At 71.3% G+C, this 23,354-nt stretch carries 24 protein-coding genes; 9 read left to right on the top strand and 15 right to left on the bottom strand.

The window, feature by feature from the left end; translation table 11 throughout:
• Positions 1–89 precede the first annotated feature (89 nt).
• The 3 genes from AC0NH5_RS38345 to AC0NH5_RS38335 form a co-directional block, all read right to left on the bottom strand.
• Positions 90–833 (bottom strand): DUF6807 family protein, encoded by a 744-nt coding sequence (locus tag AC0NH5_RS38345; RefSeq protein ID WP_474412493.1) that lies wholly within the window; start codon positions 831–833, stop codon positions 90–92.
• Between the two features lie 234 nt (positions 834–1,067).
• Entirely contained in the window at positions 1,068–2,849 is a 1,782-nt protein-coding gene (locus AC0NH5_RS38340) for a sensor histidine kinase (protein WP_474412491.1), read from the bottom strand.
• Complete coding sequence (locus AC0NH5_RS38335) at positions 2,846–3,535, bottom strand: response regulator transcription factor (RefSeq protein ID WP_474412489.1); 690 nt, start codon at positions 3,533–3,535, stop codon at positions 2,846–2,848. The genes AC0NH5_RS38340 and AC0NH5_RS38335 overlap by 4 nt, the downstream gene beginning before the upstream one ends.
• Before the next feature lie 156 nt (positions 3,536–3,691).
• Here AC0NH5_RS38335 and asnB point away from each other — a divergent pair, with 156 nt between their 5' ends.
• The 7 genes from asnB (at position 3,692) to AC0NH5_RS38300 (ending at position 10,845) form a co-directional block, all read left to right on the top strand.
• Positions 3,692–5,587 (top strand): asparagine synthase (glutamine-hydrolyzing), encoded by a 1,896-nt coding sequence (asnB, locus tag AC0NH5_RS38330; protein ID WP_474412487.1) that lies wholly within the window; start codon positions 3,692–3,694, stop codon positions 5,585–5,587.
• Positions 5,588–5,637: 50 nt separating this feature from the next.
• Positions 5,638–8,484: a hypothetical protein gene (locus AC0NH5_RS38325; RefSeq protein ID WP_474412485.1), complete on the top strand. Its 2,847-nt coding sequence runs from the start codon at positions 5,638–5,640 to the stop codon at positions 8,482–8,484.
• 39 nt (positions 8,485–8,523) lie between these two features.
• Positions 8,524–8,793 (top strand): hypothetical protein, encoded by a 270-nt coding sequence (locus tag AC0NH5_RS38320; RefSeq protein WP_474412483.1) that lies wholly within the window; start codon positions 8,524–8,526, stop codon positions 8,791–8,793.
• Positions 8,790–9,113: a ribbon-helix-helix domain-containing protein gene (locus AC0NH5_RS38315; RefSeq protein ID WP_474412481.1), complete on the top strand. Its 324-nt coding sequence runs from the start codon at positions 8,790–8,792 to the stop codon at positions 9,111–9,113. The genes AC0NH5_RS38320 and AC0NH5_RS38315 overlap by 4 nt, the downstream gene beginning before the upstream one ends.
• Before the next feature lie 66 nt (positions 9,114–9,179).
• On the top strand, positions 9,180–9,533 hold the full coding sequence (locus AC0NH5_RS38310; protein WP_474412479.1) for a PadR family transcriptional regulator: 354 nt from the start codon (positions 9,180–9,182) through the stop codon (positions 9,531–9,533).
• Positions 9,530–10,501 carry a hypothetical protein gene (locus AC0NH5_RS38305; protein ID WP_474412477.1) on the top strand — a complete coding sequence of 324 codons (972 nt, stop codon included), beginning with the start codon at positions 9,530–9,532 and terminating at the stop codon, positions 10,499–10,501. Before AC0NH5_RS38310 ends, AC0NH5_RS38305 begins: the two co-directional genes overlap by 4 nt.
• 59 nt (positions 10,502–10,560) lie before the next feature.
• Entirely contained in the window at positions 10,561–10,845 is a 285-nt protein-coding gene (locus tag AC0NH5_RS38300; protein ID WP_474412475.1) for an STAS domain-containing protein, read from the top strand.
• Positions 10,846–10,882: 37 nt separating this feature from the next.
• On the opposite strand, the gene AC0NH5_RS38295 is transcribed toward AC0NH5_RS38300, so the two are convergent.
• The gene (locus AC0NH5_RS38295) at positions 10,883–11,455 is read right to left on the bottom strand and encodes a DUF3455 domain-containing protein (RefSeq protein ID WP_474412473.1); all 573 of its coding nucleotides are present in this window, start codon (positions 11,453–11,455) and stop codon (positions 10,883–10,885) included.
• A gap of 128 nt (positions 11,456–11,583) precedes the next feature.
• On the bottom strand, positions 11,584–12,537 hold the full coding sequence (locus tag AC0NH5_RS38290) for a sigma-70 family RNA polymerase sigma factor (RefSeq protein ID WP_474412471.1): 954 nt from the start codon (positions 12,535–12,537) through the stop codon (positions 11,584–11,586).
• A gap of 83 nt (positions 12,538–12,620) precedes the next feature.
• Here AC0NH5_RS38290 and AC0NH5_RS38285 point away from each other — a divergent pair, with 83 nt between their 5' ends.
• A complete protein-coding gene (locus AC0NH5_RS38285) occupies positions 12,621–13,412 on the top strand; it encodes an alpha/beta fold hydrolase (protein WP_474412469.1) in 792 nt (263 codons plus the stop codon).
• A 50-nt stretch (positions 13,413–13,462) separates the two neighbouring features.
• On the opposite strand, the gene AC0NH5_RS38280 is transcribed toward AC0NH5_RS38285, so the two are convergent.
• From AC0NH5_RS38280 to clsA, 10 genes are all read right to left on the bottom strand, one after another.
• Complete coding sequence (locus AC0NH5_RS38280; protein WP_474412467.1) at positions 13,463–15,718, bottom strand: ATP-binding cassette domain-containing protein; 2,256 nt, start codon at positions 15,716–15,718, stop codon at positions 13,463–13,465.
• A gap of 43 nt (positions 15,719–15,761) precedes the next feature.
• Positions 15,762–16,316, bottom strand: a complete 555-nt coding sequence (locus AC0NH5_RS38275) for a MerR family transcriptional regulator (protein ID WP_474412465.1) — start codon at positions 16,314–16,316, stop codon at positions 15,762–15,764.
• A gap of 180 nt (positions 16,317–16,496) precedes the next feature.
• Positions 16,497–16,961 carry a bifunctional nuclease family protein gene (locus tag AC0NH5_RS38270; RefSeq protein WP_360208427.1) on the bottom strand — a complete coding sequence of 155 codons (465 nt, stop codon included), beginning with the start codon at positions 16,959–16,961 and terminating at the stop codon, positions 16,497–16,499.
• 128 nt (positions 16,962–17,089) lie between these two features.
• On the bottom strand, positions 17,090–17,758 hold the full coding sequence (ftsR, locus tag AC0NH5_RS38265; RefSeq protein ID WP_474412463.1) for a transcriptional regulator FtsR: 669 nt from the start codon (positions 17,756–17,758) through the stop codon (positions 17,090–17,092).
• Positions 17,759–17,826: 68 nt separating this feature from the next.
• Positions 17,827–18,279, bottom strand: coding sequence for an oxoglutarate dehydrogenase inhibitor Odhl (gene odhI, locus AC0NH5_RS38260; protein WP_378029081.1), 453 nt, complete (start codon positions 18,277–18,279; stop codon positions 17,827–17,829).
• A 228-nt stretch (positions 18,280–18,507) separates the two neighbouring features.
• A complete protein-coding gene (gene gcvH / locus AC0NH5_RS38255) occupies positions 18,508–18,888 on the bottom strand; it encodes a glycine cleavage system protein GcvH (RefSeq protein WP_474412461.1) in 381 nt (126 codons plus the stop codon).
• A gap of 15 nt (positions 18,889–18,903) precedes the next feature.
• Positions 18,904–19,839, bottom strand: coding sequence for a DUF881 domain-containing protein (locus tag AC0NH5_RS38250; protein ID WP_474412459.1), 936 nt, complete (start codon positions 19,837–19,839; stop codon positions 18,904–18,906).
• An 8-nt stretch (positions 19,840–19,847) separates the two neighbouring features.
• A complete protein-coding gene (locus tag AC0NH5_RS38245; RefSeq protein ID WP_474412458.1) occupies positions 19,848–20,180 on the bottom strand; it encodes a small basic family protein in 333 nt (110 codons plus the stop codon).
• A complete protein-coding gene (locus AC0NH5_RS38240; RefSeq protein WP_474412456.1) occupies positions 20,177–21,106 on the bottom strand; it encodes a DUF881 domain-containing protein in 930 nt (309 codons plus the stop codon). Before AC0NH5_RS38240 ends, AC0NH5_RS38245 begins: the two co-directional genes overlap by 4 nt.
• Complete coding sequence (gene clsA, locus AC0NH5_RS38235) at positions 21,103–21,702, bottom strand: cardiolipin synthase ClsA (protein WP_474412454.1); 600 nt, start codon at positions 21,700–21,702, stop codon at positions 21,103–21,105. Before clsA ends, AC0NH5_RS38240 begins: the two co-directional genes overlap by 4 nt.
• A gap of 552 nt (positions 21,703–22,254) precedes the next feature.
• Between clsA and AC0NH5_RS38230 the strand changes: the two genes are divergently transcribed.
• Positions 22,255–23,214 carry an AraC family transcriptional regulator gene (locus AC0NH5_RS38230; protein WP_474412452.1) on the top strand — a complete coding sequence of 320 codons (960 nt, stop codon included), beginning with the start codon at positions 22,255–22,257 and terminating at the stop codon, positions 23,212–23,214.
• Positions 23,215–23,354: the final 140 nt, after the last annotated feature.

Below are 23,354 nucleotides of genomic sequence, written 5' to 3'. Positions count from 1 at the left end.
TCGCTGCTCCCTTGATCGGAAGCCACTCCACACCGGACGGCTGATCCACCCCAGCTCAGAAGCGAATCCGGTTCGCCATCGCCGGGCGCTCAGCGGCGGGGGCGACGGCCCCGGCCCGGTGGCGTCGCCGGACCGATCGCGGGCGCGCGCCGCATGGTGCGGGCGTGGCTGGCCGCACACCCGTGCCAGGCTTCCGCGGCGAGCACCGCGCGGCCCAGGCCGGCGAGGGCCTCGGTGGGCCGGTCACCAGCGGCGATGACGGCCGCGTGACGGAACGCGACGGTACGGCCGGCGGCCACCGGCAGACCGGTCCCGCCCATCGCCGGGTTGGCGCTGTCGTCGACCAGCACCGTCACGGCGTCCTGCGACGGCGGCGGCCAGCGCAGCCCGCCACCGCCGGCGAAGGTCAGTGTGGTCCCGCCGACGTTGGTCATGGTGTTCTCGAACAGCAGCACCCAGGTGGCGCTGTCGGCGGCCAGCGCGGTCAGTGCCCGCCACTCGTCGACGGCGGCCCGGCCGCACCGGTCGGTCCAGGTCAGCCGATGCGCGACGGTCACCGCGGCGTCGGTGGCGGCCAGCTCGGTCAACCGCCCGTGCTCGGCGCCGGCGGTGTGCAGCGGGGGATGCTCCGCGATGCGCGGCAGCGCCCAGCCGACCGCGCCCGCCACCACCGGGTCACCGCCGAGGGTGCACACCGGATGCAGGCGCGGTTCGTCCCGGTAGCGATAGGTGAACAGGGCGCTGCCGCCGGCCGCGACGGTCACCGAGTGCCCCGGCGAGTGGTCGACGCGCAGAGCCCGCGAAGCCGTGGCGGCGGACGCACCAGGGTGCATGCGGATCCCTCCGGACCTCAATCGAACATTTCCCGACTCGTTCACCCACAACCAATCAGAGTCAACTTGCCCGCCGTGACGCCCGTCAATCCCCCACAGCTAACGGCTGCGCATCGACTCGTGTGCGGGCCGAACTTCACACACAGAACCAGCCGCCCGCCGCACCCGTGACACCCGCGTGTGAAGTTGCGGCTCGTACGGGGGCGTAAGTCCACACGCAGGGATGAACAGCCCTCAGGTCGCGGGAAGCCGGACTGTGAAGGTCGTACCCAAGCCGGGTGTGCTCTCCGCCTCCAGGCTGCCGCCCTGGTCGGCGACGATGCGCCGGGCGATGGTCAGCCCCAGGCCCGATCCGCCGGTGGCCCGCTGACGCGCCGGGTCGGCCCGCCAGAACCGGTCGAAGGCCCGGGCCACCTCTTCCGGGGTCATGCCGACGCCGGTGTCGCGGACGCTCAGCACGGCGCCCAGCGCGTCCCGCTCCACCCGCAGCTCCACCCGCCCGCCCGCGTCGGTGTACCGCACGGCGTTGCTCAGCAGGTTGCTCAGCACCTGCCGGATCCGGTCCGGGTCCGCGACGATCGGCACCGGCGCCGGGGCGTCCACGACCAGCTGGATGCCGGCCGCCGCGGCCACCGCCCGATGCGCGGTCGCGGTCGTCTCGGCCAGCTCCGCCAGGTCCAGCGGCGCCGGGGAATAGTCCAGATCGCCCGCCTCGGCCAGCGCCAGCACCTGCAGGTCGTCCAGGATGCGCCGTTGCAGCAGGGTCTCCTCGTGCAGCGAGGTGAACAGCTCCGGGCTCGGCTCGATCACGCCGTCGGCCAGCCCTTCGAGGTAGCCGCGCAGGTTCGACAGCGGGGTGCGCATCTCGTGGGCGACGTCGGCGATGAGCCGGCGCTGCCGTTCCTCGCTGCGCTGCAGCGCCTGCGCCATCGCGTTGAACGACGCCGACAGCCGCGCCAGTTCGTCCTGGCCGCTGGTCGGCACCCGCACGTCGAGGCGGCCCGCCGCGAGCTGCCGGGACGCGCCGGTGAGCAGGCGCACCGGGCGGCTGACCCGCCGCGCGATCCAGGCCGTGCCGATCGCGGCGAACACCAGCAGCCCGGCCACCCCGAACAGCGCCGGGCGGCCCAGCTGGTCCAGCTCCGAGCGGGCCTGCGCGCCGAAGTAGACCTCCACCCGCATCGCCGTGGTGCTCAGCGCCGTCTCACCGAACGCGCCGGTCAGACAGCTGGTGTACGAGTCCGGCGTGGGCGCGGCGGAGCAGGCGATCAGGTCGGTGTACGACATGTCCAGCCACATCCGGTCACCGTGCACCCGTTGCAGCACCGTCCGCCGGCAGTCGGGGTCGGCGAGCTGGTCCTTGCTGAGGTACGGCGAGACCTCCATGTCCAGGGCCGGCTCCACCGGTTCCTTCTCGGCCGAGCACCGCACGATCGCCAGCGCCGCTCGGTACTGGGCCAGCTGGAACAGCGCCTGCGCGGTCGTGTCCGTGAACGCCCGGGTCGTCGGTGTCGCGCCGAACAGGTCGTACGGCAGCTTCGGCGCCCGCAGGGTGTATCCCTCGGTCTTCGCGTTCCGCAGCGGGAGGCCTTTCTTGTCCAGCGCCTCCAGCAGGGCGGACGGTTTGCGGGCGGTCTGCTGGGCGCGGCGCGCGATCGCCGGGTCCAGCACCGGCGCCGGATCCACCGCCGCGGCCACCAGCTGCACCGGCCCGACCGACCGTTTCGCCACCACGTCGGAGTCGGTCAGCACCTCGTCGTCGGTGGTCTGCACCCGGATGTGCAGCCCGGTCTGCCGGCTCAGCTCGGCCACCACCCGGTCGATGCCGTTCCACCGGCCGCGTTGCAGCCCGTACAACCGGATCCGTTCGACGATCTCGGCCTGGTGCCGGTCCCGCGCCTGGTCCGCCTCGGCCACCTCCCGCGACGTCAGGCTCAGCGTCAGCCAGGCGGTGGCGCCGATCGCGGTACCGGCCACCACCAGCACGAGCAGGAAGATCCGCAGGCGGAAACTCACCGTTCGGCCATCCGGTAACCCCGGCCGTAGACGGTCTGCACGTAGCGCGGCTCGGCCGGGTTCGCCTCGATCTTGCGGCGCAGGTTGACCACGTGCGCGTCGACGGTCCGCTCCGACACGTCGTTCTCGAAGCCGAACACCTTGTCCAGGATCTGCCCACGGGTGAACACCCGTCCCGGCTCCTTGGCGAGCAGCTCCAGGATGCCGAACTCCTTGGCGGTCAGCTTGACGGCGGCACCGCCGACACGCACCTCGAACCGGGGCGCGTCCACCTCGAGCTCGCCGACCCGCAGCACCTCGGCGGACTCACCGCCGCGAACCCGGCGCAGCAGCGCGCGGATGCGCGCGGTCAGCTCCCGGGGGCTGACCGGCTTGCTCAGGTAGTCGTCGGCGCCGATGTCCAGGCCGAGCAGCATGTCGTTCTCCGCCGAACGGGCGGTCACCATCACGATCGCCACGTCCGACTCGGCGCGCAGGATCCGGCACACGTCCAGGCCGTCGACCAGCGGCATCATCACGTCCAGCACGACCAGGTCCGGCTTGCGTGCCCGGGCCTGCTCCAGCGCCGCCCGCCCGTCACCGACAGTGAGCACCTGGTGGCCTTCCCGCTCCAGGTACAGGCGGATCAGCTGGGCATGCTTGGGGTCGTCATCGGCTACCAGAATGCGGGCGGTCACGATTCGCATTCTCGCCGAGCCTGTCCAGCCGGCCAAGGAATGTCAGGAACCGGTGAAGAAGCGTGCGGAGTTCCGGTGCGCGCACGGATCCCGGCCGGAACCGCACAAGTTCTTGACAACCCGCGCCCTACGTTCGCCTCCCCTCTCTCCTGCTGGAGGCTTTCGATGTGTGGTCTGAGCGCTTTCGTCAGTAGCCGGCCCGACGCCGGCCCACCGGACGCGGACACCGCGGCGGCCTTCGCGGCGGCGCTGGCGACGATGCGCCACCGCGGCCCCGACGACACCCAGATCGCCTACGGCGACGGCTACGCGTTCGGATTCAACCGCCTGGCGATCATCGACCGCGAGCATTCGGTGCAGCCCATCGCGTACGCGAACCGGTGGACCGTGGTGTTCAACGGCGAGATCTACAACTACCGGGAGCTGCGTGCCGAGCTGATCCGCGAGCACCGGGCGGTGTTCGCCACCGACGGCGACTCGGAGGTGCTCGCGGCGGCGTTCCACTACTGGGGCGAGGCGGCCCTGCCCCGGCTGCGCGGGATGTTCGCGTTCGTCGCCTACGACCACCGGACCGGCACCGTGCACGCGGCCCGCGACGCGTTCGGCATCAAGCCGCTCTACGTGCTGGAGACCGCCGACGGGCTGTTCCTGGCCAGCGAGCGCAAGGCCCTCGACCCGTTCGCCCCGAGCGCCGGCGCCGCCCTGGACACCGACGCGGTCGCGCACTACCTGACCTTCCAGTTCGTCCCCGAGCCGCTCACCCTGCACCGCCACATCCGGCGCCTGCCGCCGGGCCACCGGCTGGTCTGGACCCCGGGCGGCGGAGTGCGCCAGCAGCGCTGGTTCCGCCCGTCGCTGCGCCCGCTGCGGGTGCAGCCTGCGGCCGCGTACCAGGCGATCCAGGACGCGCTGACCGCCAGCGTCCGGCATCACCTGCACGCCGACGTGCCGGTCGGGGCGTTCCTGTCCAGCGGCGTCGACTCCTCGGCGATCGTCTCGCTGGCCGCCCGGCAGCGCCCCGACATCCACGCCTTCACCGCCGGTTTCGCCGCCCAGGGCTACTCCGAGATCGAGATCGCCCAGGACACGGCGGATCAATTGGGGGTACGACTGACGCCCACCGTGGTGACCGACGAGGACGTCCTGGCGTACCTGCCGCAGATCGTGCACCTGCTCGACGACCCGGTCGCCGACCCGTCGCTGATCCCGCTGTACTTCCTGTCCCGCACCGCCTCCCGCCACGTCACCGTGGTGCTCTCCGGTGAGGGTTCCGACGAGCTGTTCGGCGGCTACCGCATCTACCGCGAGCCGCAGTCGCTGGCCCGCGTCGACCACCTTCCCGAGGGCATGAAACGCGGCCTGCGCCACCTCGCCGAGGTGCTGCCCGAGGGCGTCCGGGGCCGCTCGTTCCTGGAGCGCGGCACCACCCCGATCGAGCAGCGCTACTACGGCAACGCCCGGATCTTCACCCCGGACGAGAAGGCGCGGCTGCTGCGGTACACCGCCCAGCCGCACACCGCGATCACCGGCCAGCTGTACGCCGAGACCGCCGACGTCGACGACGTCGCCTCCATGCAGTACGTCGACCTGCACACCTGGATGCCCGGCGACATCCTGGCCAAGGCCGACCGGATGTCGATGGCGCACAGCCTGGAACTGCGGGTGCCCTTCCTCGACCAGCAGGTGTACGCCGCCGCGGCCGGCCTGCCCACCGAGCTGAAACTGCCGGCCGGCAGCGACACCACCAAGCACGCCCTGCGCGAGGCGATGCGCGGCATCGTCCCCGAGTCGGTGCGCTCGGCCCGCAAGCTCGGCTTCCCCACCCCGACCCGGCTGTGGCTGCGCGGCCCGATCGGCGACTGGGTGGACTGGCTGCTGGCCTCCTCGCAGGCCGGTCACCTGCTGGACCTGGAGTACGCCCGCGGCCTGCTCGCCGAGCACCGCCGCGGCGAGGCGGACCGCTCCCGCAAGGTGTGGACGGTGGCGATGTTCTGCCTGTGGCACGCCATCAAGGTGGAACGCACGATCACCGTCCCGGGGACGGCCACGGTACCCGCCTGAACGGTCGCTCTCCGCTATGGTCGACGGACATCACATCGAGGTTCGTCGGGGTGTCCATGGAACAGAGCCCGCCAGTCTTCCGGGGCGTCCGCGAGCTTCTGGAGCTTCTGCAGTCGCTGCGGGCCCGCCCGTCGTTCCTCGCCCGCAACCCCCGGCTCAAGGTGCGCGGCGACGTGCCGCTGCCGCTGGTCAGCCTGATCGGCCCGCGCACCGCCGGGCACGCGTTCCTGCAGGCGCTGCGCGACCGGCTGACCGAGACCGGGACCGGCGCTCCGCACGCGATCGTCGACGCCGCGCAGGCCCGCGAGCAGACCGACCGGCGCTGGCGGATCAGCGAGAAGGACGCGAGGGAGGCGCCGCTGCTGCCGGTGCTCGACCAGCTCTGCCACGAGCTCAGCCGCAACCGCTTCGGGGTCCGCCGGATCGACTTCCGGCGGTACCGGCTGGCCGAGTGGCTGACCGGCAAGCGGCTCGATCCGGCCACCAAGCAGGACGACCAGGAGGAGATCGTCACCACGTTGCGGGACTGGCGCGGGTCGTGGCGCGGCCGGGAGGAGGCCGGCCGCACCGAGCTGTCCGGCCCCGGTTCGTTCAGCGGCGCGGCCATCCTGTGGGCGGTCCGGCTGCTGATCCTGAAATGGTTCGGCCGCCGGTCGTACGCCATCGTGCCGGAGGCCCGCTGGTTCATGCGCCGCCAGCCGTACCTGATCCCGAAGCACTCGACCGACTTCTTCGGCTTCGCCGAACGCCTGACCCCCGAGCTGCGCCTCGCCGACGAGGACCCCGAGCAGGTCGACAAACTGCTGGTGCACGCGTTCCTGGAGGATCTGCGGGTCGCCTACCGCCGGCGCCGCTGGTCGGTCCTGCCGCGGCGCAGCGGGTGGCGGCGCACCGCGTACGTGACGGCGCTGATCGACAACGCCGACGAGGACAACGGCGGCTTCGCGCTGCTGCACCTGATCAACGACGTGCGCAACGAGACCGGTGACCTGGACCCGCTGCTCGTGGTGGCCGCCTGCGAGACGGTGCCCGCCAAAGCCGTGCCGGTCAAGGCCGGTCCGCCGGCCGCCGGCAGCGCCGAGGTGACGCCGTACAACGCCTACGACCAGTGGCTTGAGCAGCTGCCCACCCGGCGGCAGAAACTGGCCGACGACGCCCGTTTCCTGACCATCCCGCTGCCGGCCGCCGCCGCCGTCGAGGACCGGGAGGACCGCAACGCCTGGCGGCCCGGCGAGGTCGACTTCCGCCCCGCGTCGCCGCCCCTGCTGACCCGCCGATTCGTGCTGGAGTCGGTGCTGGTGCTGGCTCTGGTCGCGACCGCCGCCTACCCGGTGGTGCGCTGGCAGGCGTACGACGGCGCCGGCTGCTCGTTCGTCCGGTCCCGGCTCGGCGGCGACGTCGCCGTCCGGCTGGCCGATATCGCCCCCGGTGACCGCCAGTGCGTCGGCTACAGCGCCGGCCCGGCCCAGGTCTTCGGCAGCAACGCCCGGCTCACCGCCGCGCAGCGGACCGTCTTCACCCACAACGACCAGGTCGCCGCCCGGCACGACGCCCAGCCGAACCGCCCGATGATCAGCTTGGTCTACTTCGCCGGGCTCACCCACGCCGGCAGCGACCTGGAGACCGACCACGCCGTCGCCGAGGAGCTCGAGGGCATGGCCATGGTGCAGCAGCGCCAGCTGGCCGCCCCGTCCAGCACCGAACCGCTGCTGCGGGTGATCGTCGCGAACGGCGGCCGGGCGATGAGCGTCGCCGACGACGTCACCCGCGACATGCTGATCCCACTGATCGAGCGCGACCCGTCGATCAAGGCGGTGATCGGCCTGGACCGCACCGTCGCCGAGACCGAGGCCGCCATCCGCGACCTCGGCGCCGCCGGGGTGCCCACGGTCGGCACCACCCTCACCGGCACCGGCCTGGAACAGAAGTCCCCGCTCTACTTCCCGCTGGTCCCCGACAACACCCAGCAGGCCCGGCTGGTGGCGGCGTACCTCGCCGGGCAGGTCCGCGCCGGCAACCCGGTGCGCACCCTCACCATCGCGCACCCGGCGCTCGCCGACGACGAGCCGGACACCTACGTGCGGACCCTGGTCGAGGAGATCCGGGCGGTCGTCGGCCGCGAGGTGCCCGAGGTGAGTGTCACCGCCACCGACCTCACCTGGGAGAAGTCGCCGAGCGTCGACCTGGCGCCGCCGTGCACCTCGGCCGGCTGGGCCACCACCCGCGACCGCACGCTGTACTTCTACGCCGGCCGGGAGACCGACTACCGCGACTTTCTGGAAGTGATGAGCCGCGGCTGCCCCCGGAAGGCGTCGATCCCGCAGATCATCGCGGACGACGCGGTGACCCGGGTGGTGGCCCAGGCCGCCTTCCGCAACGACCCGACACTGGCCGGGGTGGACGTCTCCTACGTCGCGCTCGGCGGCCTGGTCGTGCTGGCCGGCACCGACTGTGTCACCAGCGGGCTGCCGTCCGGCACGCTCGCCGACAAGGTGCCGCTGCAGCAGTTCTGCGACAGCTACACCGGGCTGCGCAAGCGCCTCGACGAGCAACTCCCGGCCGGCGAGCGGCCCACCACGCCGTACCCGGGCGAGCGGGTCGGTGTCGCGTACGACGCCGCCGGGCTGTTCGTCGCCGCCGCCAGCCAGGGCGGCCGGCACCTGTGGCACCGGGCCACCCTGGCCCAGCTGCTGCGCGACCCCGATTACGCCTATCTCGGCGCGAGCGGCCGGATCACCTTCGCCCGCACCGACGCCGCCGAGCCGGACGGCGCCGCCCGCCGGGCCATCACCATCCTCCGCCAGGAGGCCGGCCGGCCCGACCCCACCTGCGTCTTCATGCTCGGCGACCAGTTCGAGCCGGCGCCCGCCGCCCCCACCGGAACAGGCTGCCCCTGAAAGCTGGCCGTCGTCTGACGAACGTCATACGCTGGCACCGTGGGTTACGAGTGGCTGAGCGAGGCCCTGGCCGCGCTCCGCGACGTCGAGACGCAGGAGGTGACCCAGGTGCTGTCCGCGACACGACGGCTGCCGCTGGCGGCCGAGAGCGCCGGGGTGCACTTCCTGACGATCAGCGGCCGCACCCTGACCGGCCGTCCGCTGGTCGTCGCGGTCCGCCTGCTCGGCGCCCACCACCAGCAGATCATCGGCGCCCGCACGATGACCGCCGAGGAGTTGGCCCGCTTCGAGGCCTGGGAGGCGTCATGAGCCAGCAGTACACCGACAACCAGCTGGCCGCGGCCGCGGCCGCCTTCGCCGCCGGCGACGTCCGCTACGACACCACCACCCCGGCGGCGCTGCCCCCGGCACCGGAGACCGAGCCGATGGTTCCCCTGGGCGTCCGGGTCCCGCCCGCCCTGGCCCAGCGCGTCCGCGCGGCCGCCGAGCAGTCCGGCGTCCCGTACTCCCAGCTGGTCCGCGAGTGGATCGAGCTGGGCCTGACCGAGATGGCCGGCGACATGCAGGTGTCGGTCGCGGTGCTGCGCCGGGCGATCGCGCACGCGGCCCAGACCGGCCACGCCGCCTGACGGGCAGCGATTCCGCTCACTGAGCCCCATCTGCCGTTATATCCTCGCACCCGATATATTCAGGGCGTGGAGACTCCGGTACGCGAACCCACCTTCCTGATCCTCACGGCGCTGGCCGGGGAGCCGCAGCACGGCTATGCACTGATCACCGAGGTGGCCCGGCTCTCCGACGGCCGCGTGTCGCTGCGCCCCGGCACGCTCTACGGCGCGCTCGACCGGCTCCTCGACGCGGATCTGGTCACCGTCGAGCGGGAGGAGGTGGTGGACAGCCGGCTGCGCCGCTACTACCGGCTCACCGAGCACGGCGGTGAGCTGCTCGCCGCTGAAACCGAACGGATGCGCCGCAACGTCGAGGCCGCCACCGCACGGCTCGCCCGGACCCGCCGGGCCACGCCCCACCTCAGTGGAGGGATCGCTTGAGCGACCTGGAACGCCGCTACCGGCGACTGGTCCGGATCTTCTATCCGGCCGGTTACCGCGACGAGCGCGGCCCCGAGATCGTCGGCACGTACCTCGCCCTGTCCGCGCCGGACCGGCGGTGGCCGTCGCCCGCCGACGTGGCCGACCTGGCCGGTGGTGGACTGCGCCGGCGCCTCCGCGCGGTCGGCGCCACCGGACTCGGCCCGGGCTTGCAGCTGGCCGCGACGCCGGCTTTGTCGACGGCAACAGCTCTCGCCGGCGGCTGGACCGTGCTGGAGCTCAACCCGTGGACGACGGCGTGGTTCGGCTTCGCGCAGCACGGCACGTCCGTCTCCCCGGGCGCCGGCGTGTGGGCGGCCTGGCTGCTCGCCGCGGTGGTGCACGTGGTGGCGCCCGGCCGGTGGGCGCGCCTCGCGATCGGCCTCGCCCTCGTCCTGACCGTCGCCGTCGTGCCGCTGGCCGCCGTCGCCGGCCAGCCCCGGCCTCCGCTGTTCGTCCTTCTCGCACAGGCCGGCCTCGGGCTCGTGGCGCTCGGCGTTCCCGGCCGGCTGCCCGTGTGGCAGCGATTGCTGCCCCTCATCGGCGCCGCCGCGGCTCTCCCCGTAGCGGCGACCTTCGCGTATGACATGAGCGACGTTTCCCCCGAGTACTACGGCTGGCCCGCCGGGCAGGTCCTTCCCGCCGCCGGGATGGTGCTTCTGCTGGTGACGGTGCTCGACGGCGCGGGCCTGGCGGCGCGCAACGACTTTCGTGGCGCCTGGGCACTGCTGGTGCTGCTCGGCCCGATCGGCATGCTGTGGCTGCATCCGCTGGCCGAGCAACTCGCCGTCGGCCTGTACGGCGGCGGGCCCGCCGCGGACCGGACGACGCTGGCCGCATCGGCGATCGTCGTGGCGGCGGCTGCCGCGATGATCGTCGTGTCAGCCGTGGCGGTGGCCCGGCGACGGATCGCCGTACGGCACGTCTGACACGACGGCGATTCGGCACCGACCGATGATTTCGCGGCGGCCGGCCGGTCTGAGCCGGTATGACTGCCACCTTCGCGCTCGGCGCGGGGATCACGCGCGCGGACATCCCGCACCTCTGCGCTGATCTGAGTGCCCGGCTGGAGCGCCCCGGCAGCGGCGACGTCGTGTGTGACGTCGCCGCTGCGCCGAGGACCGATGTGGTGACGGTCGAGTTGCTGGCCCGCCTGGCGCTGACCGCCCGCCGGCACGGCCGAAGATTCGTCGTCGCCGGCGCCGGGCCGGAGCTGGTCGAGCTCCTCGGCCTGCTGGGCCTGGCCGGCGTGGTGGTGTTCGACCCGGACTGAGCTTGCCCGGCCCCCGCCGGGCTGAGCCGCGTGCGGGTCAGTTGGTCCAGAAGACGTAGACGGCGCCGTACGGGACAGCGGTGGTGCTGCCGTCCGTGCACGTGCCACCCGGCGCGGTTCCCCGCGACGTCAGCAGCCGGCTGATGTAGGTGGCCTTGCTCAGCACGCCCTTGCCGGTGCTGGTCTTGACCTGCAGCAGCAGCTCCGGGATGGTGCCGGCGCGCGGGCTCTCGGCCACCTTCGCCGCGGTCACGAGCGAGCCGTCGCGGGTGGACTCCCAGCTCGGCCCCGCATAGTGGTGCAGACGCCCGCCGGTCCCCACCAGCTGAGCCTCCGGCACCGAGGCGCCGGTGTAGACGCCACCGGTGCAGGTGTAGGTCTGGGTGCCCTTCGTCACCACGTACGCCCCGATCGGCTTGGCGCCCTTGGGCGGCTTGATCGCCTCCGGGATGCCGGGAATCGCGACGGCGCGGGCGTCCGGCCCGACCGCCTTCGGCGCCGCCACCTCGGCGGCCGACGCGTTGAAGGTCACGGCCGCGACGGACACCGTCACGGCGGCCATCCCCACTGCCGCCGCCGCACGGATCCGCGAACGAGTCGTGGAAAGCATGTCTGTTCTCCTCGGGTACGGGACGTGAGCATCGCCCCAGTCACCCTTCGAAAACGGATGCCGCTGCCGGATCGATCAGCGTCAGCGCGAAATTAACCGTCCGTACACTATGGAGACGATGATCGGCGTCACACCCGGGCCGGAAGGCCGAACAGCGGGAACAGCCGCTGCGTGTCGAGGAAGTTGTTCACCCCGGCGATGCGGCCGCCGGCGATCTCCAGAACGATCAGCGCCCACGGCTCGTGGCCGCCGGCCGGGCCGGGCCGGTACTGGCCGAAGGCGGGCAGCCCGTTGGCGACCACCGGGATCAGACGGGAGCCGCGGCAGCCGCTGCCGGTGCCGGCCATCCAGGCGCTGATGTCGTCGTGGCCGCGCAGCCACAGCGGCAGCGGCGGCATCGACAGGGTGGCGTCCTCGTGCAGCAGGGTGGTCAGGGCGCGCAGGTCGTACGCTTCGAAGGCCTGCACATAGCGGCTGAGCAGAGCCTTCTGCTCGTCGTCGAGGGGCTGGTAGACCTCGGTGGTGGTGTCCGCGGCGGCGATCGTGGCCCGGGCCCGCTGCAGGGCGCTGTTGACGCTCGCCACCGACGTGTCGAGCAGTTCGGCGACCTCCTGCGCCGACCAGGCGAGCACCTCGCGCAGGATCAGCACCGCGCGCTGGCGGGCCGGCAGGTGTTGCAGGGCCGCGACGAACGCCAGCCGGATCGACTCGCGGCCGGCGACCACGTTGGCCGGGTCGGTGCCTTCCGGCAGCACCCGCTCGTCGGGGACGGGGCCCACCCAGATCTCTTCCGGCCGCGGCTCGCCCGGGTTGCCGGCGTGCCCGGAACCGGCCGGGCCGAGGTCCATCGGCCGGACCCGGCGCTGGGCGCTGCCCAGCATGGTCAGGCACACGTTGGTGGCGATCCGGTACAGCCAGGAGCGCAGCGCCGAGCGCCCCTCGAAGCTGTCGATCCCCTTCCACGCCCGGATCATGGTGTCCTGCACCGCGTCCTCGGCCTCGAAGCCGGACCCGAGCATCCGGTAGCAGTAACCGGTCAACTCCGGCCGGAACACTTCAAGCTGCGCCGCCACATCGCTCACCCGAAGAAAACTAGCCCAGCGCCGATGAATTCGGCGTACCCCCCTGGTCTACCTCGCAACAACGACTTCTCAGGGAGCACATGATGGGCCAGTACGCCGAGGTCAACGGCATCAACCTCTACTTCGAGACGCACGGCTCCGGCAGCCCGGTGATCCTGCTGCACGGCGGTCTCGGCTCCGGCGAGATGTTCGCGCCGGTGCTGCCGGCCTTCGCCGAGCGCCGCCAGGTCATCCTGGTCGACCTGCAGGGCCACGGGCGAACCGCGGACATCGACCGCCCCCTGCGGATCCCGCTGATGGCCGACGACGTCGCCGCCCTCATCGACCACCTGGGCCTGGACCGGCCGGACGTGGTGGGTTTCTCGCTCGGCGGCGGCGTGGCCCTGCAGCTCGCGATCCGGCATCCGCAGAAGGTGGGCCGGGTGGTCTCCGCCTCGGCCGGCATCCGGCGCAGCGCCACGTACGCCGAGATCCTCCAGCAGCAGGGCCAGGTCACCGGCGCCGCCGCCGAGTTCATGAAGGACACCCCGATGTACGAGCTGTACCAGCGGGTGGCGCCGCGCCCGGAGGACTTCCCGAAGCTGCTCGACAAGATCGGCGAGGCGATGGCCGAGGACTTCGACTGGACCGAGGACGTCCGTGGCCTCCAGGTACCCACGCTGATCATGGCCGCGGACGCCGACATGTGCCCGCCGTCGCACTTCGTCGAGGTGTTCGGCCTGCTCGACGGCGGGCAGCGCGACGGTGGCTGGACGGGTGAGGGCCGGCCCGAGGGCGGGCACGCCCTGGCCATCCTGCCCGGCCTGACCCACTACAACGTGGTCGACTCGCCGCTGTTCGCCGCCACAGCGCTCGCCTTCCTCGACCAGAAATAACCTGTGTGTGGATTTCGGGCTCGATTCGAACCCGAAATCCACACACCCGTTCAGGAGACGTACGACCGGAGGTGTTGCGCCGTCACGGTCTCCGACTTGGCCACGAGTTCGGCGGGCGTACCCTCGAAGACCACCCGGCCGCCGTCCTGGCCGGCGCCGGGGCCCAGGTCGATGATCCAGTCCGCGTGTGCCATCACCGCCAGGTGATGCTCGATCACCACCACCGTGTTGCCGGCGTCGACGAGCCGGTCGAGCAGCGCGAGCAGCTGATCGACATCGGCCAGATGCAGTCCGGTGGTCGGTTCGTCGAGCAGATAGGTGACGGTCCCGCCGCCCATGTGCACCGCCAGTTTCAGCCGCTGCCGCTCACCACCGGACAGGGTGTTGAGCGGCTGGCCGAGGGTGATGTACCCGAGGCCGACGGCGGCCAGCCGGTCCAGGATCAGCCGGGCCGGCCGCTCGGTGAAGAACTCCAGCGCCTCGCTGACCGGCATCGCCAGCACCTCGCTGATGTCGCGGCCGCGCAGCTTGTAGCCGAGCACCTCGGCGGTGAACCGCCGGCCCTCGCACTCCTCGCAGACGCTGGCCACCCCGGCCATCATCGCCAGGTCGACGTAGACCAGGCCGATGCCCTTGCAGTTCGGGCAGGCGCCCGCCGAGTTCGCACTGAACAGCGCGGGCTTGACCTTGTTCTCCTTGGCGAACGCGGCCCGCACCGCGTCGAGCAGACCGGTGTAGGTGGCCGGGTTGCTGCGCCGGGACCCGCGGATCGCCGACTGGTCGACCACGACCACCCCGTCGCGGTGCGGCAGCGAACCGTAGATCAGCGAACTCTTGCCGGACCCGGCCACCCCGGTGATCACCGACAGCACCCCGGCCGGCACGTCCACCGAGACGTCGCGCAGGTTGTGGGTGGAGGCGTGCCGGATCTCCAGGGACCCGGTGGGCCGGCGCACCGACGGCTTGAGCCCGACCCGGTGTCCCAGGTAGCGCCCGGTCAGCGAGTCGCTCGCCCGCAGCCCCTCGACCGTCCCCTCGAACTGGATCCGGCCGCCGCCGGGCCCCGCCCCGGGACCGAGATCGACCACATGGTCCGCGATCGCGATGGTCTCCGGCTTGTGCTCGACGACCAGCACCGTGTTCCCCTTGTCGCGCAGGCGCAGCAGCAGCCCGTTCATCCGCTGGATGTCGTGCGGGTGCAGGCCCACGGTCGGCTCGTCGAACACGTACGTGATGTCGGTGAGGCTGGACCCGAGGTGGCGCACCATCTTCACCCGCTGCGCCTCCCCGCCGGACAGGGTTGCCGACTCGCGGTCCAGCGACAGATAGCCGAGACCGATCTCGACCAGCGAGTCCAGGGTGTGCCGCAGGTTCACCACGACCGGGCCGACCGACGGCGCGGTGATCCCGGCCAGGAACGCGGCGAGGTCGCTGACCTGCATGGCCGAGCACTCGGCGATGTTCTTCCCGTCGATGCGCGACGCCAGGACGGCGGGCTTGAGACGGGTGCCGCCGCAGTCCGGGCACGGCGCGAACGTGGCGGCCCGGTCGATGAACGCCCGGATGTGCGGCTGCACCGACTCGCGTTCCTTGGTGAGATACATCCGCTGCACCTTGGGCACCAGGCCCTCGTAGGTGGTGTTGATGCCACCCAGCTTGATCTTGGTGGCTTCCTTGTGGAGGAAGTCGGACAACTCCGCTTCGGTGAACTGGCCGACGGGTTTTGCGGGGTCGAACATTCCCGACTCGGCATAGGCCTTCACATACCAGCCGTCGACGCTGAAGTTCGGCACCGTGATCGCGCCTTCGTTGATCGACTTGTCGAAGTCCACCAACTGCGCGACGTCGATCGAGGAGACCTTGCCGAGACCCTCGCACCCCGGGCACATGCCCTCGGCGTTGAACGAATAGGCCAGCGCGCTTCCCGCGGACGGCGACCCGAGCCGGCTGAAAATGATCCGGAGCATCGTGTACGCATCGGTCGCGGTCCCCAGCGTGGACCGGGCGTTCGCGCCCATCCGCTCCTGATCGACCACGATGGCGGCGCTCAGATTGTGCAGCGCGTCCACGTCCGGCCGCGCCGGGCTGCCCATGAACGACTGCAGGAACGCCGAGTACGTCTCGTTGATCATGCGCTGCGACTCGGCCGCGATGGTGCCGAAGACCAGCGACGACTTGCCGGAACCGGAAACGCCGGTGAAGACGGTGAGGCGCCGCTTCGGCACGTCCAAAGAGACGTCGCGAAGGTTGTTCTCCCGGGCCCCGCGGACCTGGATGACATCGTGGGTGTCTGCGATGTGAGTCACCCGGGGACGGTACCGCGCGCTGCGGTCAGAAACTGACCGTAATCTAGCCGGCCCGGCGACGCGCCCGCCGTGCGGCCAACTCGTCGCCCGCAGCCGGTTCGGCCGGCCCGTCGGCCCCGGCCGGCTGTGGCGCCGCCGGCTCCGCGGGCAGGTGCGACAACGAGCCCTGGATCTCCTTGAAGGCCCCGCCGATCGCGATGCCGAACACGCCCTGACCGCCCTGGAGCAGATCGACGACCTCCTCCGGCGACCGGCACTCGTACACCGTCGTCCCGTCCGAGATCAGCGTGATCTCCGCGAGGTCGTCCACGCCGCGCGAGCGCAGCGTCTCGATCGCCCGCCGGATGTTCTGCAGCGACACACCCGCGTCCAGCAGGCGCTTCACCACCTTGAGCACCACCAGGTCACGGAACGAGTAGAGCCGCTGCGTGCCCGACCCGGAGGCGTCCCGCACGCTCGGCACCACCAGCGTGGTCCGGGCCCAGTAGTCGAGCTGCCGGTAGCTGATCCCGACCGCCTGACAGGCCGTCACCCCGCGATAACCGACCGCGCCGTCCTCACCGAGGAGTGGGCCTTCTTCCAGAGGCTGCCCGTGCACGCGATACCTCCCCGCTGTCCATGATCAAAATCTCGGCGGTCTGCCGGTTCACCTGGACTTCACGAGCGTATATCTCACCGGGGGCCGAAACATGGAGGTAACCGCACGACACGCCGCGTACGAGCGAGAGGTAGCCGTCAATATCGGACAAAGGGTCTGTCGTGCCGGACACTCACCGGATCAGCCGGCGAAGTCCTCCGGGCGCACCTGATCGAGGAACTCGCGGAACTTCTCCACCTCGTCCTCCTGCTCGTCCGGGATGACGATGCCCGCCTCGGTCAACACCTGGTCCGCGCACCGGATCGGCGCACCCACCCGCAGGGCGAGGGCGATCGAGTCGCTCGGCCGGGCGGACACCCGCAGGTTGTCCCCGATCAACAGGTCGGCGTAGAAGACGTTGTCCTTCAGCTCGGTGATCTCCACGGCCTTCAGCGGCGCCTGGAGCGCGGCGAGGATGTCCCGCAGGAGATCATGCGTGAGCGGCCGGGCCGGCTTCACGCCCTGCTGTTCGTACGCGATGGCGGTGGCCTCCACCGCCCCGATCCAGATGGGCAGGTAACGGTCCCCGTCGACCTCCCGCAGCAACACGATCGGCTGGTTGCTCGGCAGCTCCACCCGTACCCCGACCACGCTCAGCTCGCGCACCGCCCGCCTCCGTGTTCGTTGTATTTCCTCGACGCTGTACGTCCAGCCGCCCCTACCTGCACGGTACACGCACACCGTCGGAAACCGACCCGCGGCGGATACCCCCCACAGGGTAGGCCGAACCGTTCTCAGCGCCCCAGTTCGCCGCGCAGACCGGAGCGCACCAGAGCCGCGTGCAGCCGCTGCGACAACGCCTGCAGCTCACGCGCGGTCTCGGTCGCCCGGGCCCGGGCCGCCGGGTCCTGCTGCCGCACCATCGGCGCCAGCAGCTGGGAGAACAGGCCCACCTCACGGTCCGCGCCGTTCTTGAAAGCACGCAGGTGACGCGCCTCCAGGCCGTACCGGGTGAGACCCACCACCGCCTCGACGATGATCACCGCATCGGCGTCGTACCACCCCGGCGGGCGCGCCGTCACCAGGCCGATCTGCTCCAGCTCGGCCAGCAGCGACTCCTCGACGCCGGTCCGCTCCAGCAGATCAGCCTTCGGGATGCGGGTGTCCGCCGGATCCGTGGCCCGCTGCGCCCCCACCGCAACCAGTGTCGGACGCTGCGGAACCGCCGGCTCCTGCTCCATCCGGTCCAGCTGCTCGCGGATCACCCGCAACGGCAGATATTGATCACGCTGCGCGGTCAGCACGAACCGCAGCCGCGCCACGTCGTTCCACGAGTACTTGCGGTACCCGGAGGCGGTGCGTTGCGGGTCGACCAGACCCTCCGCCTCCAGGAACCGCAACTTCGAGATCGTGGTGTCGGGGAACTCGGTGCGCAGATGTGCCAGCACCTCCCCGATGCTCATCAGCGCACCCTCACGCCCGCCCTGCGGGCCCGAGGCCCCCGGGTCACGCGCTGCCGCCCCCGACGAGTTCACGCCCGGCCGCCCTCGCCCTCCGGACGCGGACCGGCGATGAACACCAGACGGAACTTGCCGATCTGGACCTCGTCGCCATTGCTGAGCGTCGCGGCTTCAACCCTTTCCCGGTTCACGTACGTACCGTTGAGGGAGCCGACGTCGCGAACGGTGAACGTGCCACCGTCCCGGTGGAACTCGGCGTGGCGGCGCGACACCGTCACGTCGTCGAGGAAGATGTCACTGTCCGGGTGCCGGCCGGAGGTCGTCACGTCATGATCCAGCAGGAACCGCGCGCCCGCGTTCGGGCCACGGCGCACGACGAGCAGAGCCATACCGGGCGGCAGCGAGCCGGACATCCGGCTCGGGACCACGTCGGTATCCGGTCCCTCGAGCACCTCGTCAAGGGCGCCAAGGTTCAGCGTGGACGTGACGTCGAGTGGGGGGAACTCGTCGTCTGGGCGCGTCATCGGACCACCTCACGGATCAGTTGGTCGTCGCCTCCCGGCGGAGCCCCCGCGTTGCGGCCCCGCCGAGGCCAAATCGGCCCGACGCACGACTATCGGTTTCAAAGGGATAACAGTTCTTCGTGTGCTCCGCGAGCCTAGTCAGCGCCAATATCGCTGAGCAACCGGACTCGCGGGAACGAATTGACTTCCATTCGTTTCCGGCGCGCGAACACGCCGCCGGAAGACGACTCAGCTCTCGGTGATCGCCCGATATGCCGCGGCATCGAGCAGAGAATCGAGCGCCGCCGGATCCGCCGGCGCGATCTCCACCAGCCATCCGGCCGCGTACGGCTCGCCGTTGATGATTTCCGGCTCGTCCGCGAGGGTCGCGTTCTTCGCCACCACGGTGCCCGCGATCGGCGCATAGATCTCCGAGACGCTCTTGGTCGACTCGATCTCGCCCAGCGAATCCCCCGCCTGCACGACCGTGCCCTCCTCGGGCAGGTCCACGAAGACGATGTCGCCCAGGGCGTCCTGCGCGAAGTGGGTGATGCCCACCCGCACGGGCCCGCTGCCGTCACCGGACACCCACTCGTGCTCCGCGGTGTACCGCAGATCCTCAGGAATCAACGCTTCCTCCGTTAATCACGAAACCGGACGCGCATGCCGCAGCGATGCCGCCTTACGGACCTCGGTCACTTCGACCAGGGAACGCGAGTCCATGGTCACGCTACCGCCGTCCTTCTGCACCGACGCGACCACCCCGCCCGGGATCTGCAGCGCCGTCCGCATGGTCTCCGGCTGCCCGATCACGAGAAGTCGAAACGGGCCGGTGAGATGTTCACCGTCGGCGATGATCCCGCCGCCTGCGGCGTCCACGAAATAGCTCGACGCGACCACCCGTACCGCCGCCCCGTTCGCGCCGTTGAGCTGCATCACCTCACCCCGCGCGCCACGCAGCTCCTGCACCGCGTTCAGCACGTCGGACGCCTTCACCCGGTCCAGCAGGATCTCCAGGCCCGGGCCGCGGCCGGCCACCGTACCGGCCAGCAGGCCCAGCTCCGCCTCGCGCTTCGTCGCCTCGGCGAGCGCCGCCTCCCGGCCCTGCACCCCCGACGACAGCTGCTGCCGGGTGCTCTCCAGCGCCTGGATGTCGGCCAGCAGCCGGCTGTCCTGCGCCTCCAGGTCGCTCAGGATCCGCACCAGGTCCTCCTGCCGCGCGGTGGCCAGGCCGTAGTCGGCGTCGTTGCTTCGCAGTTGCACGACCAGCGTGAACCCGAGCAGCGCCAGCAGCACCCAGATCAGCGTGCCGGCCGGCGCCGGCCGCCGGATCCTCCCGCCCTCCTTCGCCTTCTCCGCGGGCTCGCCCTCTTCCTCGCGATCAAGATCACTTTTCGCTGGCGCGGCCTCGGGCGTGTCGGAAATCGACGGATCGGGTGACGTGTCGGAGGTCTCTTCGGGCTCCGCCGGTGCCGCGGGCGACCCGGGTTTCACCACGGCAGCGATCGACCCGTCCAGGGGCACAGTCGGCTCATCGGCGGCCTCGGCCGGCCGCTCGCCGGTTTCGTCACGGTCGGTCATCGACAGTCCTAAGCCCGGAAGAGGTGCCTGCGGATCGCAGCGACATTACCGAAGATCCGCACGCCCAGCACGACCACGACACCCGTGGACAGCTGGCCGCCCACACCCAGCTGATCACCCACGTACACGATCAGAGCGGACACCAGCACGTTGGAGATGAACGACACGACGAACTGCTTGTCGTCGAAGATGCCGTCGAGCTTGGCGCGCACCCCGCCGAACACCGCGTCCAGCGCCGCCACCACCGCGATCGGCAGATAGGGCACCAGCTCCGGTGGGACCGACGGGTTGAACACGATGCCCAGGACGACACCGGCGAGCAGAGCGAGTACGGCGATCATCGGCCGCCTTCCGACGCAGAGCCGGACGGCACGGGGGAACCGGAGCCGGCCGGCGACGACAAGCCCGACGGCGCGGGCGGGGCAGAACTCGGCACGGCGACCCGCAGCTTCAACTCGGCCGCCGCCTCCAGAGTCACGTTCTTCACCTCGGACACGTCGAACGACATGCCGAAACGGGAGGACAGGGTCTCGAAGAACCGGCCGGCGTACCCGTCCCGGAAGTCGTCGGCCAGCTCACCGGGGCCGATGGCAACCACCTCGTACGGCGCGGTCACCGGCCGCACATCGACCAGGATCGCCTCACCGGCCTGCCGGATCGTCGAGGTCGCGGTCAGCCGCTCCCCGTTGATCGCGATCGCCTCGGCACCCGACGCCCACAGCGCGTTCGCCGCCAGCTGCAGATCGGTGTCCTTCACCTGGCCCTCGGTGCGCCGGTGCCCGGTCACCGCGTCCACCGACGTAGGACCGTCGGCCAGCGTGACCCGGGCGCCGCTGCCGCGTACCGTGCCCAGCCCGGCCGCCGCCGCCAGATCACGCAGCTGGGCCACCGCCGCGTCGCTGAGCTCACGCTCGCGCAGCGCGGCCACCTCGCCGGCGAGGTCGTCGGCCCGGCCCTGCAGCCGCTCCACCTCGGCCCGGCGGCGCTGCACCTGCTCGACCAGCTCCTGCCGGGCCTGCGTCCGGCCCGGCTCCTCGGCCATCGTCTGCCGGTAGGCCACCACCAGCAGGAAGCCGATCAACAGCAGCACCACCGCCGCCGAGACGCTCGCCGCCTGCTTGCGCCGGCCGGTCCGCCCGCCGGTCTCGGCCCGCCGCGCCGCCGCGTCCGCGTAGCCGGGGTCGAGCGGATTGCGGAACAGCTCGGTGAGGAAGTCCGGCGCGTACGTCCGTTTCCCCGAACCGCCGTCCGGATCGGGAACCGTCACGACCGGCCGGCCTCGGACCGCAGCATCCGCCGCGCCTGGAGGATGTAGAGCACCCCGGCCGCCCAGTACAGCCCCAGCGCCCACCAGGCCAGCCCCCAGCCCACCGGCACGGCCCACCAGGCGATCGACGGCACCGCCTTGGCCAGCAGGATGATCGGGAACGCCGCGAGCAGCAGGAAGGTGCCGGTCTTACCGACGTAGTGCACCGGCGGCGGCCCGAACCCGCGGCGGCGCAGCACCAGCAGCACCACGCCCATCACGGCCTCACGCAGCAGCAACGCACCGGTCAGCCACCACGGCACCACGTCACGCACGGTGAAACCGATCAGCGTCGCCAGGATGTAGAGGCGGTCCGCGAACGGGTCCAGCAGCTCACCGAGCCGGCTCACCGAGTTCGTCCGGCGGGCGATGTAGCCGTCCACCCAGTCGGTCGACCCGCCCACCGCGAGCACGATCACCGCGGCCACGTCGTTCTCGACGACGAGCAGCAGATAGAGGAAGAGCGGAACGCCGAGCAGCCGCAGCAGGCTGATCACGTTCGGCAAAGTCCAGATGCGGTTGGAGGTCTCGATGGACGGCGCAGGCTGCTGCGACATCACGATTCCTCTCCCCCTCGGCCGTGGACCCCCGCCCGGCTCATCGCGAACGACCGCGCATCGCCGGCCCGCTCCCCCGCGGACGGCTTCTCCTGGTCGCTCGCCGAGCAACTATAACCAGCCGCGTTCCCGCAGCCGACGTGCAGTCACAACCGCCACACCGTCTAGGCCATCCTAGGAGGCTAGTTCAATCGCTGCGCTTTCGGTGGCCGGCGATTCACCCGATCGAATTTCACCCTCGGGGGTACGACCCAGGCGCACCCGAACGCCGCAATGACGTCCCGGGCCATCCGCGAGCACCTGCCTGGTCCGGGCCGCGTCGCGACCGCCGGTCCACCTGCGACACCGGCTCAGAGCAATCTGAGGTTCCGGTCACGCGTGACGTGGTGGGATACACAAGATGTCTCGGACATCCGACCTATATCCGGACCGATCGCCAGAAGCAGCGACTCCCCCTGCGCAGGTTAAGCGCGAAATGCCGGAATGAGCACGCGCGGTGATGGCGTGACAGCTGTTTGTCAACGCGTTCGGGGAAACGTCAAGCTGTCAGACGTGCGTGCGACGACCCACTCCATCTCGGACATCGACGAGGCCCGTTCCGTGCTCTCACGGTACTTCTACACGCTGGACGTCGACGTGCTCACCCGGCCCAAGCCGTGGACCGCCACCTTCGCCGTCGCCGGGGCCCCCGCCATCACCCTCGGCGACCTGGACTTCGGCGTCGACGTGCGGATCGCCGCCGGGGAGCTCGGCTCGTACCACGTCAACATGCCGCTGACCGGCGGCTTCTGCTGGCACCAGGGCACCGACCAACCACGCCGCGCGACCACTGACGCCGCAGCGGTCCTCCAGCCCCTCGGCGACACCACGATCGATCGCTGGGACGGCGACTGCCGGATACTCGCCGTCAAGATCGGCCGCCGCGAGCTGGAGAACCAACTCGCAGACCTCCTCGACGCCCCGGTCCGCGGCCCGATCGACCTGGCCCCCGTTCTCGACGTCACCCGGGGCCCCGGCGCCGGCTGGGCCCGGCTGGCCCGCTTGATCGCCACTGATACCGGCACTCCCGGTGGGCTCACCGCTCACCCGGTGGTCGGCGCGCGCCTCCAGGAGAGCCTGCTCACCGGGCTGCTGCTCGCCGCCGACCACCGGTACCGCGACCAGCTCGACCGCCTGCGCCCGGTGCTGGCCGCGCCCGGCGCGATCAGGCGGGTGGTCGAGGCGATGCGCGCCCAGCCCGGCCGCCCGTTCACGGTGGCCGACCTGGCCGGCATCGCCGGTGTCGGTGTCCGCTCCCTGCAGCAGAGCTTCCAGCGGTACGCCGGCATGCCCCCGATGGTCTACCTGCGCGAACTACGCCTCGGCATGGTCCACGACGAGTTGCGCACCGCTCCGCCCGGCACCACGGTCGCCCAGATCGCGTACCGCTACGGCTTCACCCATTCCGGCCGCTTCGCCGCCGCCTACCGCGCCCGCTACGGCGAAGCCCCCATAGACACCCTCCGCCGCTGACAGCGTGTGAACTTCCGGTCCGGAACGCACCCGAACTTCACACACAACAAAGCCCAGCGTGGAGACTTACGGCGCGGAACGCACCCCAACTTCACACACAACAAAGCCCAGCGTGGGGACTTACGGCGCGGAACGCACCC

It is taken from the genome of Actinoplanes sp. 13, from assembly GCF_056134165.1.
The sequence above is the reverse complement of the archived record's forward strand: the minus strand, read 5'-3'. Positions and strand labels throughout refer to the sequence as shown.

What these genes read in the sequence shown, in the direction of transcription:
- AC0NH5_RS38345 (WP_474412493.1), bottom strand. Translation starts at nt 833, where the DNA reads ATGCACCCTGGTGCGTCCGCCGCCACGGCTTCGCGGGCTCTGCGCGTC.
- AC0NH5_RS38335 (WP_474412489.1), bottom strand. Translation starts at nt 3,535, where the DNA reads ATGCGAATCGTGACCGCCCGCATTCTGGTAGCCGATGACGACCCCAAG.
- asnB (WP_474412487.1), top strand. Translation starts at nt 3,692, where the DNA reads ATGTGTGGTCTGAGCGCTTTCGTCAGTAGCCGGCCCGACGCCGGCCCA.
- AC0NH5_RS38315 (WP_474412481.1), top strand. Translation starts at nt 8,790, where the DNA reads ATGAGCCAGCAGTACACCGACAACCAGCTGGCCGCGGCCGCGGCCGCC.
- AC0NH5_RS38300 (WP_474412475.1), top strand. Translation starts at nt 10,561, where the DNA reads ATGACTGCCACCTTCGCGCTCGGCGCGGGGATCACGCGCGCGGACATC.
- AC0NH5_RS38295 (WP_474412473.1), bottom strand. Translation starts at nt 11,455, where the DNA reads ATGCTTTCCACGACTCGTTCGCGGATCCGTGCGGCGGCGGCAGTGGGG.
- AC0NH5_RS38285 (WP_474412469.1), top strand. Translation starts at nt 12,621, where the DNA reads ATGGGCCAGTACGCCGAGGTCAACGGCATCAACCTCTACTTCGAGACG.
- ftsR (WP_474412463.1), bottom strand. Translation starts at nt 17,758, where the DNA reads ATGAGCATCGGGGAGGTGCTGGCACATCTGCGCACCGAGTTCCCCGAC.
- odhI (WP_378029081.1), bottom strand. Translation starts at nt 18,279, where the DNA reads ATGACGCGCCCAGACGACGAGTTCCCCCCACTCGACGTCACGTCCACG.
- AC0NH5_RS38250 (WP_474412459.1), bottom strand. Translation starts at nt 19,839, where the DNA reads ATGACCGACCGTGACGAAACCGGCGAGCGGCCGGCCGAGGCCGCCGAT.
- AC0NH5_RS38245 (WP_474412458.1), bottom strand. Translation starts at nt 20,180, where the DNA reads ATGATCGCCGTACTCGCTCTGCTCGCCGGTGTCGTCCTGGGCATCGTG.
- clsA (WP_474412454.1), bottom strand. Translation starts at nt 21,702, where the DNA reads ATGTCGCAGCAGCCTGCGCCGTCCATCGAGACCTCCAACCGCATCTGG.